The sequence below is a fragment of the Brucella pecoris genome (genome assembly GCF_006376675.1).
Classification (GTDB): Bacteria; Pseudomonadota; Alphaproteobacteria; order Rhizobiales; family Rhizobiaceae; genus Brucella; species Brucella pecoris.
This window is the reverse complement of sequence record NZ_VEWK01000020.1, coordinates 24568-38178: the sequence shown is the minus strand read 5'-3', so window position 1 is coordinate 38178 and position 13611 is coordinate 24568. Positions and strand designations below refer to the sequence as shown.

The window sequence follows — 13611 nt, the reverse complement described above, 5'->3', positions numbered from 1 at the left end:
TTGCCGGCGACGGTCACGCTGAATTGCTCGACGACGGCTCTATCGCGATCACAGTTGCATTTCACAATGGCGATGAGCCAATTCTAAATGCCAAACGAGAGACTTCTTCAACGGCCTGCTAGATTTACATGCAGCGGATTAATGCCCCATCCATGCAACACCAGGAACACCTGCAGGCCCCTCAGGAGTCAATGCAACCTCTACAGGAACATTAAATATGAGAGTAATGGCCGAAATATCATTTATAGGGATAGGCTCTCCCCCAACTAACATCAAAAGTCCACCAGAGGCATTGAAATCCCTCGAACCTGATAAATACCTAATATTACCATCTTTTAGTTTTATACGCATTTGAACCTCAACAAAGGATTTGCCCGACCCGAGAGGTTTAACTAAAATTGCAGCCGAAACCAATGTTTTATCAATCAACGAAGCTGGGATATCTATTTGATGCGTGAAGTTATCATTAATCCGAACACGGCCATCTTCCCAAGCTGGAGGGGGCTCAAGCAAGCCGCAATTTCTGTGATACATCCAATTTGCAACTTTCCACCATGGATCGATTGGCACACAAAGAGGGGATTGGCCAGAATCGATAGCTTCAGCCAAAATTTGCCACTGAGAATTATTTATAGTAGGCGAACCGGGCTCTCTGCTTACTTTCCCAGCAAATGCAAGCCAGCCCACGCCTAAAAACCAAAGGACAAATAAAAAAGCGCCAAATCCATCTATAAATCGCGACCGCGATTTAAATGAATTATTATTTGTTACAGAACAAACCACGCCACACATAACGAGGACACACCCAAAAAAACCTACGATTATGTGCCTATGAACAGGAATACCGTGGAGTCTTGCCATATCCAGATTCCATGAATCACTCAACGCAAAGGTATTAAGAAGTACATTAAAAAACAAAATCGAAATGCCAACTACGATTAACGCATTAGAACTGCTTCTTTTAAACTGAAACAAGAAAAAACACGCGAAAAAAATAAATATACCAAATATTATCAAGTAAAATTGTTGAAACTGTAAGTAAGGGCCGGTAATATACCCCCCAAAAAATCCAAAAAAATATTTAACAACAGTGAGCAGTTTAGAAACAAATGTAATATCATCATTACGAAACGGCATCGTTCCAGCCGTCGAGCTAATAAACATTTGCAAGAACTGCCCCAAGCACAAAACGACCGTTAACAAAACAATCAAACGAAACCTAGGTCGACTAACGAATGCCACTAAGATCATTGCTGGCATGGCGGCAAGAACCGCAGGCTTGGAAACCATGAGAATTGGAGTAATTCCAGCCCACCACGGAATTTCCTCCGATTCTTCAACCAAAGCAAGCGCGGTAATAATTGCCACAAAAAAAGCACCAAAATAAGTAAAATTAATAAATGTTCTTGTCTCAAAATCAGCAACTAGCAATACCGCAATTGAAGTAAAAAAGCGCAGGTAATCGCTCCTTACAAGCTTACGAAACTGAGGTAAACAAAAAACACCAACTAATATTCCAGTAAAAAAAATTGAAGACCAAGTGTAAAAATATGGAATCGTCGCAGCAGGCAAATTAAGTTGATTACCGACCAAAGCAATTAATCTTTGCGGAGCAGGAATATAACCAGCATCTGTTGATAGTAACTTCTGCACAAATGATAAAGCATTTGCATTGGGGTAATAGTTAGTGGCCATTTCAGCCCACATCCCACCCCCCAATACCCAGCTTGGTTGCATAAGCAACTGGTAAAATATATAAAAAAGAACAACAAAAATAAAGAAGATTTTGGGGCGCTGATTGTCTGTTAATCGCCCTTCATACTGCATTTTGTTGACTGGGTAAAACCGTACACGCACATCTTTCAGACGCATGATATTTCCATTACTTGAAGTAAGTTCGGAGTTGTAAGTTAAATGACAAGGCTCATTCCGTATTGTACTTCAACCATTCGGCAATCTGATTGTCAGCGAGAACAACCAACGAACTTTCAGGCTTTTGCCTCACTGCTACACTAAAGTAACAACGCAATTGCACATGCTTTGCTTTTATAAACAACCGTTCTGTGAATACCCTTTTACCATTAAAAAATGAACTCAGGAAATGATCCACAGTGCCAGGCTTCATCCGCAAATTCCTACTATGATTGGTATGCATGCGCTCTAAGTCTAAGAAAGTAGGATGGTTAGATATAATACCCAATTAACGTGTAATCGCCTAAAGAACACGGATATATAGCTAATTACTGTACACCAAGATTAGCCACGGGTGTACATCGATCCAAAAAATTTATCAACAGTTTAGATATCATGAAAGACCGAGAGTTGTGATCTCAGTCCCGATTTTCCTCCAGTAATTGGAGGAATCCGAGGGGCAATGCACTGAGTCCCAACATTGGGCCGCGAGTTTTTATCCGCTCCCTCAAATACTATAATTGCTTCCCCATAGCAGAGGGCATTTAGTGCAGACCATATCGGGACGGGATGATTCCATACCGGGCTCTTTCAACGCCTCAATGTAACGGAGGGCGCGCGCCTCATAAGAAGCCGGATCGTTAACGTGATGCAACTCTGGTGAGACAATGCAAATGCGATAGCCCGCCTGTCTAAGCGCCAGAGCTTCATCTGGATGAAGCGGCATACCAGTAAAACTATCAGCCCAGATCCAGTTAATGCTACGGTTCTCACCGTGCAAATAGCTGGCAATGCGTATCGCTGTTTCTATACTTTCTAGCTCTGAAACGCGTACCGCAAAATTTGGCAATCCCTCAAGTGCATATTTACGTATAAAGGGGATGCTTTCATCCAGAATGAAAAAATCGCTAACCCCATATTCAGCAAGCAAAGCAGTAAGGCGAGGCTCCAGCCCCTCTTCCTTCACATTGGCAATTAGAAAGCGATGCCGGTATTGCTTGAGCCAGTCCTGTAGCAGGACCGCGCGAGTTATAAATGGATCATGTGTCACCAATATATCATCACCATGATTACGCAGATCAATCTCCACGCCAAACTGCGGATCTGTATCAGCGAGTTCCGCTACTGTATTGCGGCGATGATGGATGACAATCATGAATCTTGCCCTTGCTGAGCCGCCAACTCGCGACGTAAATCAAAAATATAAGCAAAAGTGCGCCTGATAAGCTTAATGCGCGTTTTCCAGTTGCCACCACCCTTTGCCTCACCGTGAATACGTTTGGCAAAATAGACTGGTACTTCCAGAATGCGATAACCGTGTATCCGCGCTTGGTACAATAGGTATAAATCCAGCGAAAAATCATGCGGCGCGCGGGTCGAGATAAATTCCTGATAGAATTCGCATGAGAACAGCTTTGGCTGCGCATTAACATCATCAAACGGCACCCTAAGTACAACAGACGCAATCGATTGCATGCCAAAAGTAAAAAACCGTTCCAATAACTGGCGATTACGTCTTTTACCTTTTACAATAATCTTTTGCCCAGCATGCTCTTTATAAAGATCAAAAGCAATTAAGACATCGCGCGGGTCTGTCTGCATATCGGCATGCGTCCATGCAAGTACTTCACCACTCGCTGCTTCAAGGCCTCGCAGGATGCCATATCCATACCCTTGGTTAACCGGAACCGTTATAACGCGTATCGCATCGCCTTCCTGCAACTCGCGGCGCAGCACGTCGGCGGTATTGTCCTTTGAGCCATTATCAACCAGCAGAACCTCAACGTCGTCTCGCCCTACAATAATCTCACGTAGACGGGTAACGATAAGCGGAATGTTAAGCGCTTCGTTATAGCAAGGGATCGCAATCGATAGTTTCATGATGCCCAAGGCTCGTTCTGAATAAAGGAAGACCAATATGCGAGTGTATTCTCGTAAGCTTCATAATCACTCGGCGTGCCCCAGCAGTGATACCGCGCAACCTCAGTGACGCGGACGTCCCGTCCCGCATTGATGAGATAATCCATAACCTGGTCAACATAGAACTCGCCGTTGATCCGATCATCGGCAGCAATCATCTGATCGGCCGCAGCGACGAAATCACTACCTCGACGAAACCAGAATGTGCCGACAACAGCGTGATCCTCCATCGGAGTCTGGCTGATCGGCACTTTGATGGAAACACCGGTTGCCCGAGTATCCTGAGCTTTAATCCAGCCATAAGCCTGGGGCTTGGCCAATACAGCCTCATTATGACGAAATGTGAAAATGATAACCTCCGATGCTTGCGCAGCTTTGGCAAAAACCTCCCGGGCTATATCCATACCGTTGTCGCATGCGGCAATCAGCAATGGCTTATCGTTGTTAATCAGCGAACGGGCCAGCAAGCATGTGCTTGCCTGCCCCTCTGTTAATGCATCAACAGTTATAAATTGCGCACGTGGGAAGCGTTCGCGCAACACATCGCAAACACCATCCCTGACATGGAAGTCGCGCGCAACAAAAATGAGATGCGTATCATCCGCATCAACATTCACCGGTAGATCTTCAACCGCCGCGACAACCATGGGCACATGCGCGTTGCGATGCCGACTGGAGACAGGAATGATAGGTTTATGCGTTTTGTAGCCTGCCTCGGAAAAGCGTGAGCCCGCACCGGCCATGGGGATAAGAATGTTCATGATTGGCGCTTCCGTGCGATTGCGGTCCAATAACGGTATTCGTCAAGATCCTCGGGAGTGCCCCATTGGCAAAAATGTGAAATGCCCTCAGGCACTGCAACTCGCAAACCGTCACGTATGAGGTGATTGTATACCATGCTGACGTAATACTCGCCGTTTAAGGAGTCGCCCGTATCCATTAACCGAGTGCAATACTTCTTCATTAGTCCACCAGAGTGGAAGTAATAGATACCTGGCGAATGTAACGCCTTGGTCTTGTCAGCTTCAAAACTATACTTTTCACGGATTTCGATCAAATTACCTTGCGCATCAACCCGACAAGAGGCGTAAAGATTTTTCACAGGCAACAGATGCGGATGAAACCCCTTATAACATGGTACCGCTCCAAGATAATCGTCAACTGCCATTGCGGCCTTGAATGCGTCGTAATCCCAACGCATGTAATAGTCGCAATAACTGACTAATACCGGACGATCATTGTCAATTTCATCCGCGGCTGCCATTAGCGCTGCAACCGGCCCCAACTTGGCACCTTCTGTAACCGCAATTCGGCCATTTGGGCGAAGATCGGTTAGAATCTGCGCCATAGCTGTATTTTCAATATGCTCACGTCGGCAAATAAATAGAGGTTCTTCTTCGCCAGGAAACATCCTTAGCACCCACTCGATCATGGGATGATCATCAATCTTAATCAGGGGCTTTGGATCAGTGTAACCCACGCGTGCAAAGCGTGAGCCTTGACCTGACATGGGAATAACAAGCTGAAGTTTCATGTTTGAGCTACCTTTTGGCGGTGTTTTTCCGATTCCATACCAACCAAAACGGCCTTTTCCGCATCCTCGATAAAATTAAGGGTTAATCCCACAGCCGGAATCGCATGCAATAAATAGGAATAAGCCTGCGCCGTCTGATGACCCGCTATCGAAGCACTCAATTCAGGACTATATTGATAGACAGCTTGATCGGGAAATAGCAGTCCCTCATCGTGAAAATCACCAGATGTATTCAGCGGGAATACAGGCAGAGACGGAAAAAGAGCGCGCGCCTTTTCGTTGACCGCAGCATGCAGTGCATAAGCTGCCTCCGGAGTATCCGCTGATATGACTAAACCATGGTTCTGCAGAAAAATGATGGAGGTTTCCGTCAGCTCTAGATGATCAGTGATCGCCAATGTCAACGGTAGACCCGGTGTAGCATAATCAACCCATACAGCCTCAGGAATAGTACGGGCAAGCAAATCTCTTCCTTCAACTGAACAGGTCAGAATGTTCGCCCAGATAGAATGTGAATGCACGACGCATTCGCCCAATAAGGCATGAAAGCCCGATTCAATAGATGGACGATGGTGTGTCTCACTTTCTTCCAACAAGCACCTCATCAAAAGGTTATTATAATCCGCTTCTGTGCGGCAAGTTCTAAGTCCATTGATCAACCGATGTTTATCAACCGCTAAAAATCCCGTATTAGCCTCGATGGCATCTAGATTAATACCTGAAGCCTTAATGTACATAAGATCGCTATCATTCATCTTGAGTGATGTGTTCCCACCACCCCCTTGCACAAAGGAAACATCTGCACCTAGGCGACGTGAAATAGCGGCAAGTTGCAACAACTCAGTTTTCATCAAGTGATTTCCACCCATGGAACATGCAGTAGCTTAAGATGAGTTGGATGACGCCTATCCAACCGGTGTGCCAATGCGGATCATAGACACCAAACTCCTCCAGCCCTCCAACGTGCTTTTCCGCTAGCGCTAGAATATCTTCAAAATCCACAGGCACTTTGAAATCAAGAACTTGCCTGTCATCATTGTCGTAGTAATGGTGAACGTCTGTTGAAAGGATAACATGCAGATCTTCGACAAGAGGATCAAGGAAATATGAATTGGAAAGCGTGACCCGAAGCCATTCACGCAATTCTACCGCAGAGTTACCGATCATTACGTCAGAGATCGGATCGTGCACCATCATAGACACCACGATATCAGCGTATTTCTCCTGTGTTGTAATATATTTGGCTGAGTCAGCCTCCCTGCGTTTGACAGCCGCGATGACTGTTTCCTTAGTATAATTACGCTTTTGCATATCTCGCATCACCTTGCGATGCAAAAGCAGTGATGGATCGGGCTTCACGAAGACCTTGAGATCAAACAACTCACGCGCGGGCTGCAAGTAAAATGTATGGAGTCCTTCCAGAACCGTGACAGATTTGGGGTGGATTGCCAACTCTTCAGTAAAATGGCCAGTATTGTGGTCATAATGTCGTCGCTTAATTGGCCGATTCTGACGCAAGGCATTCAAATAATGCAGTTCATTATGCAGTTCGTTAGCGCGCGGATCAAGATGAGTTAGCTCGCTCCACCGATCATGACCCCGTTGCCATTTATGCATATCATCACCGCAAACAACCGCGACATGCCGAGACCCGAACAGATCAGAAATTGCCGCCGATACAGTTGATTTTCCGGCACCTGAATCGCCAGCAACACCAAACATGAAGGGGCGCGCTGAGAACTTTCGCTGACGTGGCGAGTAGATACCACGATAATACATTATGCAGCAGCAAATTAGCAGGAAGGTCTGCAAGGTCGTAAAAACAAGATTCAGAACGACCTCAGCGTGTATGCCGATGCCTTGCAGATAGTTAAATAATGCCCCCAACTCACCAGTCTGCGACCATTGCCAGACCGTGGCGAAATCTGAAACCGGCGTCAAAGCAAAATAAGCCAGATAAAACACCTGAAAGGCAGCAAACGGCAGCAAATATGAAGGATCAAGCCGCACAAAGAAATACACGAAGAACGGCAAAACCCAGAAGTACCATCCCGGTGACGGCACAACAAACAACAGAATAATGCCAAACGCAAAGCCCGTAAAAGTCAGGAAACGGTCGCGATTATGAACCCGAATATGCATTGAATAGGCGATCAGACACAATAGAAGCGCCGGGATCAAATAAACAGCCAGCCCCGGTTGAGAGGTTGGAATGGCAGCGAGCCAAATCTTGTCCTGCTGGTGGTTTTGTAGCACCATATTGATGAAACCTGCACTTCCAAGGAAAGGTAGGTTGGTGATGACAAAAACCGCTATCGTAATCAGCAAAAAGCGTGCAACCGCCCATAAACTCCACTGATATTGCCAAATAAAAACTAATGCAAACGGCAAAATTAGCAATGTTTGTGTTTTCGCGCCAAGGGCAAGCCCAAATGTTACTGCCGCCAATGTTGGGCGACCGGATGTAATGCAATATACACATAGAAATTGCAGCGCAACGGGGATTACATCGAGCTGGCCATGTATATAACTTATATAAAACAAAACAGGCGATGCCCAATAAAGCCAAAGAAGAATATCAATTTTTTGGCGCATCCAGCGGCACAAGATCAGAAATATAACCAGATCTGCCGCTAAAAGAGGAAGCCGATAAATGAGCAATAGTGCAGGCCGTGATAATTCGACAAAACCGGCCCAATAGACCAGAGTTCGCGGCAACGCCATTACATACAGCATCGCTGCAGGATAAGGAAAACTTACCTCCTGTCCAGCCTGCCAAAAAGTCTCATATGTGTTAGCAAGAGGGTTCGCGGCGAATGATTCGATAAATGGAATAAATAATTCCGTCATATACACCGAGCCAAAACTGGCCGATGCAACTAGCTTGAGTAAAAGAACACCCCAGAAAAAAGGGGAGCGCGTGACCTGCCCGGTCCATTCCAGAATTCTAGCACGAAACTGATAACGATCGACTGGAGTTGTATATTTCATTACCGGAATACTAGATATCTTGTGCCGATGAAGTTTGTGCAGGTTGTCAGAATGATAGACATTCCGTTCGCAACGAGCGGGTTGATCCGTGCGTCAGCAACTAATACGTGAATAGCGAGAAGCCCCAAGCACAAAGATGTCATATATACAACGATATAGCCAGCAATAATACTAGGACTAGAAGGCGCTGTAGCTCCAAAAGTCCAACGTTTGTTAAATATATAGCCAAAAGCCAAACCTACTAAAAACCCCATAGCAGAAGCAGGCATATAGCCCAGCATCTTACCGGAATATAAGCCCGTAAAGACCAGATAGTTGATAAAAGTCGAGGCACCGCCCACGATGAGAAAGCGCATTAGTGGCGTTGTCATAATCCGTTGCGCAATCACGATGCTTCTTCCGGTTTATCAAGGCAGACTAGATAGGGCCGAATGCCAAGAGCGGAAGCCCCCTGTATATCTTTGCGCAGATCGTCACCAAGCATAATGGCTTCAAAAGCGCCAATCCCCAGCTTGCGTAATCCGGCTTCAAACATACGAGGATCTGGCTTTTCAACGCCGGTTTCTTCAGATGTCACTAGATGCGTGATCCTATTTTCCAATCGCAGACGCTTTAGCTTGTCGATCTGCACATGCGCCGTCATATCAGTAACAACACAAACCGGTATATCTGCATCATTGCAACGCTCAAGGAGCCGCAACGCCTCCTGATCTGCTGTCATATGTTCGATAAAAGACTGCCAATAAATACGATCAAGCTCACGCGCAGCCAGAAAGGGTGCGCGCCATCCCAGCTCCTCCCCCATAAGCTGAAAGGCAAATAGCCGAGATCTTCCAGCGCCTTGGCTAGCTAGACGCGCTGTGACTCGATTGCGAGCATTTCGGTAAAGATTAAAGAATGCTTCCTGTTCCAGCCCATAAGATGCATACTCAAAGGCAGTTTTCAACGCATATTGGTGACAGGGCTTATAGGCATAAAGCGTTCCATCAAGATCCGTAAGTACGCCTTTTACGCCATCGAGCGAAATCTCTGAAAAACATGCAGCACTCGGCTGATCGCTACGCATCCTATAGAATCCCGCTGTCATGATAAAGCCCGGCGCGATATAGCACTGGCCACCCGCAGTGTAAACGGGGTAATCCCCCCGCCATGGCATTGACTTAATCTAGCCAATTGGCTGAAAACGGGAATAGAAAGCTGAAATTGAATCGCACCGATGAATGAGATTTGTAAGAAATGTTAAGCCAAGCCATTGACGTTAATTGCGTATTTGGGCGCGATCATTATCGCCACTTGACTGAAATTCTAATTCCAAGCCTTCTTAACGCCACCAACAAACACATCCGCTTCAATGTGGTTAATTACGCCGGCCCTTCCGATCTGGATACCTTCTCAGGTATGCCGGAAAGGGTCGAGGTATCTATCATTCGGCAAGAAACCGGAAAAGCAATCGGGTTTGCTGAAGCGCACAACCTGCTCGCCAAAAGCGTACAGTCGCCTGTTTTTATAATTATCAATCCAGATTGCATACTTCATGACAGCGCGATTGATCAATTGATTGACAGATATGATGCAACAAAAAAGCCTGTTGGTATCGTCGAGGGGCGCCAATGGCCATTTGAACACCCAAAGGAATATGATCCGCTTGACCTCACCACCCCGTGGGCAAGCGGCGCTTTCTGTCTTTTTGACACAGAACTTTATCGTTCAATCGGCGGGATGGATGAACGCTTTTTCCTTTACCTCGAAGACGTAGATGTAAGCTGGCGCATGTGGCTTCGGGGGGCATCAGTGGTTTATGAGCCGCGAGCGGTCACAACTCACTTCACGGGTGGCTATTTTTATAGGAATGATCTTGTTGAGAACGAGAAATTCTTCTCAATACGAAACTTTATTCTTTTGTCACGTAAATTCTTCGGTGAAGAAGGCGAGGAAAAAGCTCTTGAGATGCTAAAGGACTTTCCCGACAAGGAAGTCGTCGCGGCGGCGGTCAAGGATGTCAATGAAAACTTTCAGTCTCTTCGCCACATCGAAGGTATTGATCTAACTAAAGCGCCTCAGATTAAAGTCACAGGCATAAATCAGTTTCACGAGATACGCTCATGAGAATTCACGTTGCCGCACGAAACAAAGTTTATGCTCAACAGTTTGCGAAAAATAACCCAAATGCCGAAAATGTAATTCTGCATCGTGGGTCCAGTTCGCTATTCACTCTCTTGCAAAGCATAATCGATGGCGAAGACGATTATGCCCTGTTCGTGCATGACGATGTCTTTCTGCCAATATCAATAAACGATTATGTTTTGACTCTCATTGATGAACTCAACACCAACTGGCCCAATTGGGGTATCTGCGGAAATGCCGGAATAACCGCTCCAGCTTTGGCGGGCGGTGGACGAGCCTGTCGCTTTCTGTTTGATCCGCATGGTGGCCCTTCGCTAGGCGGGCTCGTTCTTCCTGCCGAAACGGTTGACGGCAATACCATTTTGCTAAACTGCCGGGCACTCCGGAATGCCGCCGTTCGCTTGCCTTCTTTTGAAGGGTTCCAATTCTATGACATCAGCCTGTCAGTGGAAACACTCGCTGGCGGCTTGGCGGTCCTGCTGGCCCCGCAACTCGCCTGTTACCATAATAGTAAGGGTAACCAATCAGAGTTTGATCGAGCTTTCGGCTCAAAAGCACTGATCGAATACCTTTCCGGCAAGCTCGTAAATCGCTCTGTTAACTCGTTGAATGGCATACTCAAGTTACCTTTCACGGGAGAAAAGCAAGGGCAATTCGATATTTGCACCACCTCGCTGAGAAACGCGGCAGTAGGTCGACCCGAAGCGAAGGTCGCGTTTGTTATCAGGTCGCAGTTCCGCAATGTTCCTTTGCTTCTACGCGCTATAACCAGCACACTGGCTTTCGCTGCGGCTACTGATAATAGATCAATCAAAACCTATGTCGTAACTGAAAATTCTGACCACGCTGCGATTGCCAATTTCCCCACTAACGTCGGTATACTTGCAGCTGATTGCCCTGCTGCGACGGATACCAGAAACCATCTGATTAATGCTGCAGTTAATTCAATCAGCGAGGATTTCGTTCTATTCCTTGATGATGACGATTGGGTGTTTCCCAACGAGGCCGCCTACATCGCTGACTTGCTTACGTGCCTCCCGCCCTGCGCGAGCCTTGTGGTTGAGAGCCAGCGCTTTTCGGAGGCGATTATGGTCGCTGGAGAAACTGATTGGCGCAATTCATCGCTTCGTCCGCAAAGACGCTTTGTTGCACAAGACTGGCCGAAGAACTTCACCGGGAATAACTATATTCCGATGTGCGGTGCGTTCTACAGTCGAATCGTATTGTCGCAACAGCCAACCGAGACCTACGAAAAGATAACCTATCACGAGGACTTCACCGTCTCTCTTTTTGCATTGCTTAACCCAAATTCTGTGTTTTTCAGCGTCCCCAAGCTAATATCCGGCATCTCAATTCGTGACGTTAGAAGCAATGTAGCCAACACCGTTAATGTAACTGATCGGACAAAGTGGAACCAATCACAGGCAGAGTTGGCGCATTACCTCTGTGCAAACTCGACTAACAACGTTGCCTACTCAATTGGTGATGCTTTCGCATCCAGAGCTGGATACGCCGGCGGTCACGTCGTTGGACAACAGAACGCGCACCTTTCTTGGTTGGATCGAAAGAGCATAGCCAGCACCCGATTTATACATGGTTTAATGGCCGGCATAATTCGCCCCGCCGACTACTCATCAAACCTTAAGCGTCTGGGGTCTGCAATCAAGTCAGACGGTGTTCGCGGAGGAGTTAGAGCGATCGCAGAAATGCGAAATTCTTCAAACAGCGAAAACCAAGGTGTCGACGAGATATCCTGAAAACACGAAGGTATACAGCAGCGGATATCCAGTGAGGTGAATATCACCAGCCGTTCTTATGCTCCAATTGGCGGCGAAATTTTCGCCGCCAAATCTCATTGCTGGCCTGAAGGAAGCGTGATCATCACAGGCTCTCCAGGCCACGGATAAGGCGAACCAAAATATCGATATCGACGTCACTATCGGCAATAACCCGGCGACCGTTCGCACAGATAATCTCAAACTGCCCTTGGCGCATATGCTTCTGAACAGGCCGTTGTTTGAGAACCTTTTTCCACTATTCGAACCGGTACAAAACCCGTTCCTGCGCTTTTTCCATTCCAGATTCCATAAGCGCCTTCACGAGCCAGTTTGCGCCATTAAAATAATTGCGCTGGAAATATACTGTGGCGACGGGCAACCGTCGTGACGCTGTCCTCAGAGCTATAGCTTTCTTCAACAATCTGTCGTTTGGCGGTGGCGCTAAAACGGCGACGACGACCAGTGTCGACAACCTCAAGTACGTTCAAATCATCATAAGTCGTATCGGTGTCCATACGACCTATAATCAGACCATTTGATCTTGCCCCGTTGAAATAATCCATTTTGAAGTAAGCTCTGGCCCATTGAGAGGACCAGAGAATGAAGCGCAACCGTTTTACAGACGAACAGATCATCGGCATTCTGAAGGAGCACGAGGCGGGCACGCCTGTCGCGGAGCTTTGTCGCAAGCACGGCGTCAGCGATGCCAGTATCTATAAATGGAAAGCCAAGTTCGGCGGCATGGACGTGTCCGAGGCCAAGCGGTTGAAGACGCTGGAAGACGAAAACACGAAGCTGAAACGGCTCCTGGCAGATGCGATGCTCGACAACGCCGCTTTGAAAGACCTTTTGGGAAAGAAGTGGTGACGCCCGCAGCAAGGCGGAAAGCTGTCGCTCATCTGATGGATCACCACCAGATGAGCGAACGGCGGGCGTGTAAAGCCACGGGCTTTTGCCGTATGACGATCCGTTACGAAACCAGGCGCAGCGATGACCATGACCTTCGCGAGCGGATGAAGGAGCTGGCGCATGAACGTCGCCGCTTTGGATATAGACGTCTTCATGTGCTGCTCAGGCGTGAGGGTCACCTTGTGAACCACAAGCGGCTCTTCCGGCTCTATCGGGAGGAGAAGCTGACGGTACGCAAGCGTGGCGGGCGTAAGCGGGCGATAGGCACCCGAGCGCCGATGTTGATCCCGACGACTGCCAATGTTCGCTGGTCGCTGGACTTCGTGTCAGATCAGCTCACCGATGGCCGCAGGTTCCGGGTGCAACCCGCGACGTGATGCGGTGCTGCGCAGCCGGAACGGCTCCGCACCGCAACCCGCCGCTACCGCCCCGAATACAGCAACC

12 protein-coding genes and 1 pseudogene are annotated in these 13611 nt (G+C 47.4%); 3 read left to right on the top strand and 10 right to left on the bottom strand.

Going from position 1 to position 13611, the window contains the following annotated elements; all coding sequences use genetic code 11:
- Nucleotides 1–138: 138 nt before the first annotated feature.
- The 9 genes from FIB18_RS22980 to FIB18_RS22940 all read right to left on the bottom strand — a co-directional run bounded on the left by FIB18_RS22980 (nt 139) and on the right by FIB18_RS22940 (nt 9422).
- Nucleotides 139–1872, bottom strand: coding sequence for a hypothetical protein (locus FIB18_RS22980; protein WP_140023095.1), 1734 nt, complete (start codon nt 1870–1872; stop codon nt 139–141).
- A 547-nt stretch (nt 1873–2419) separates the two neighbouring features.
- Nucleotides 2420–3067 carry a phosphatidylinositol-specific phospholipase C/glycerophosphodiester phosphodiesterase family protein gene (locus tag FIB18_RS22975; RefSeq protein WP_140023093.1) on the bottom strand — a complete coding sequence of 216 codons (648 nt, stop codon included), beginning with the start codon at nt 3065–3067 and terminating at the stop codon, nt 2420–2422.
- Nucleotides 3064–3792: a glycosyltransferase family 2 protein gene (locus FIB18_RS22970; protein ID WP_012092512.1), complete on the bottom strand. Its 729-nt coding sequence runs from the start codon at nt 3790–3792 to the stop codon at nt 3064–3066. Before FIB18_RS22970 ends, FIB18_RS22975 begins: the two co-directional genes overlap by 4 nt.
- On the bottom strand, nt 3789–4592 hold the full coding sequence (locus FIB18_RS22965) for a glycosyltransferase family protein (RefSeq protein WP_140023091.1): 804 nt from the start codon (nt 4590–4592) through the stop codon (nt 3789–3791). Before FIB18_RS22965 ends, FIB18_RS22970 begins: the two co-directional genes overlap by 4 nt.
- Nucleotides 4589–5365: a glycosyltransferase family 2 protein gene (locus FIB18_RS22960; RefSeq protein ID WP_140023089.1), complete on the bottom strand. Its 777-nt coding sequence runs from the start codon at nt 5363–5365 to the stop codon at nt 4589–4591. The genes FIB18_RS22965 and FIB18_RS22960 overlap by 4 nt, the downstream gene beginning before the upstream one ends.
- The gene (locus FIB18_RS22955) at nt 5362–6216 is read right to left on the bottom strand and encodes a class II aldolase/adducin family protein (RefSeq protein ID WP_158295738.1); all 855 of its coding nucleotides are present in this window, start codon (nt 6214–6216) and stop codon (nt 5362–5364) included. The genes FIB18_RS22960 and FIB18_RS22955 overlap by 4 nt, the downstream gene beginning before the upstream one ends.
- A complete protein-coding gene (locus tag FIB18_RS22950; RefSeq protein ID WP_140023085.1) occupies nt 6206–8356 on the bottom strand; it encodes a hypothetical protein in 2151 nt (716 codons plus the stop codon). Before FIB18_RS22950 ends, FIB18_RS22955 begins: the two co-directional genes overlap by 11 nt.
- Nucleotides 8356–8745, bottom strand: a complete 390-nt coding sequence (locus FIB18_RS22945) for a GtrA family protein (protein WP_140023084.1) — start codon at nt 8743–8745, stop codon at nt 8356–8358. The genes FIB18_RS22950 and FIB18_RS22945 overlap by 1 nt, the downstream gene beginning before the upstream one ends.
- Nucleotides 8742–9422, bottom strand: a complete 681-nt coding sequence (locus FIB18_RS22940; RefSeq protein ID WP_158295737.1) for an HAD family hydrolase — start codon at nt 9420–9422, stop codon at nt 8742–8744. The genes FIB18_RS22945 and FIB18_RS22940 overlap by 4 nt, the downstream gene beginning before the upstream one ends.
- Before the next feature lie 170 nt (nt 9423–9592).
- Here FIB18_RS22940 and FIB18_RS22935 point away from each other — a divergent pair, with 170 nt between their 5' ends.
- Complete coding sequence (locus FIB18_RS22935) at nt 9593–10462, top strand: glycosyltransferase family protein (protein ID WP_140023080.1); 870 nt, start codon at nt 9593–9595, stop codon at nt 10460–10462.
- Nucleotides 10459–12237 (top strand): hypothetical protein, encoded by a 1779-nt coding sequence (locus FIB18_RS22930; protein ID WP_140023078.1) that lies wholly within the window; start codon nt 10459–10461, stop codon nt 12235–12237. Before FIB18_RS22935 ends, FIB18_RS22930 begins: the two co-directional genes overlap by 4 nt.
- A 359-nt stretch (nt 12238–12596) precedes the next feature.
- Here FIB18_RS22930 and FIB18_RS22925 read toward each other — a convergent pair whose 3' ends face one another.
- On the bottom strand, nt 12597–12821 hold the full coding sequence (locus FIB18_RS22925; protein WP_158295736.1) for a transposase: 225 nt from the start codon (nt 12819–12821) through the stop codon (nt 12597–12599).
- A 37-nt stretch (nt 12822–12858) separates the two neighbouring features.
- Here FIB18_RS22925 and FIB18_RS22920 point away from each other — a divergent pair.
- Nucleotides 12859–13529: pseudogene (locus tag FIB18_RS22920) on the top strand (transposase); the annotation flags it as partial.
- Nucleotides 13530–13611 lie beyond the last annotated feature (82 nt).

What these genes read in the sequence shown, in the direction of transcription:
- FIB18_RS22965 (WP_140023091.1), bottom strand. Translation starts at nt 4,592, where the DNA reads ATGAACATTCTTATCCCCATGGCCGGTGCGGGCTCACGCTTTTCCGAG.
- FIB18_RS22935 (WP_140023080.1), top strand. Translation starts at nt 9,593, where the DNA reads ATGTTAAGCCAAGCCATTGACGTTAATTGCGTATTTGGGCGCGATCAT.
- FIB18_RS22930 (WP_140023078.1), top strand. Translation starts at nt 10,459, where the DNA reads ATGAGAATTCACGTTGCCGCACGAAACAAAGTTTATGCTCAACAGTTT.
- FIB18_RS22980 (WP_140023095.1), bottom strand. Translation starts at nt 1,872, where the DNA reads ATGCGTCTGAAAGATGTGCGTGTACGGTTTTACCCAGTCAACAAAATG.
- FIB18_RS22940 (WP_158295737.1), bottom strand. Translation starts at nt 9,422, where the DNA reads ATGCGTAGCGATCAGCCGAGTGCTGCATGTTTTTCAGAGATTTCGCTC.
- FIB18_RS22975 (WP_140023093.1), bottom strand. Translation starts at nt 3,067, where the DNA reads ATGATTGTCATCCATCATCGCCGCAATACAGTAGCGGAACTCGCTGAT.
- FIB18_RS22925 (WP_158295736.1), bottom strand. Translation starts at nt 12,821, where the DNA reads ATGGATTATTTCAACGGGGCAAGATCAAATGGTCTGATTATAGGTCGT.
- FIB18_RS22955 (WP_158295738.1), bottom strand. Translation starts at nt 6,216, where the DNA reads ATGAAAACTGAGTTGTTGCAACTTGCCGCTATTTCACGTCGCCTAGGT.
- FIB18_RS22970 (WP_012092512.1), bottom strand. Translation starts at nt 3,792, where the DNA reads ATGAAACTATCGATTGCGATCCCTTGCTATAACGAAGCGCTTAACATT.
- FIB18_RS22950 (WP_140023085.1), bottom strand. Translation starts at nt 8,356, where the DNA reads ATGAAATATACAACTCCAGTCGATCGTTATCAGTTTCGTGCTAGAATT.
- FIB18_RS22960 (WP_140023089.1), bottom strand. Translation starts at nt 5,365, where the DNA reads ATGAAACTTCAGCTTGTTATTCCCATGTCAGGTCAAGGCTCACGCTTT.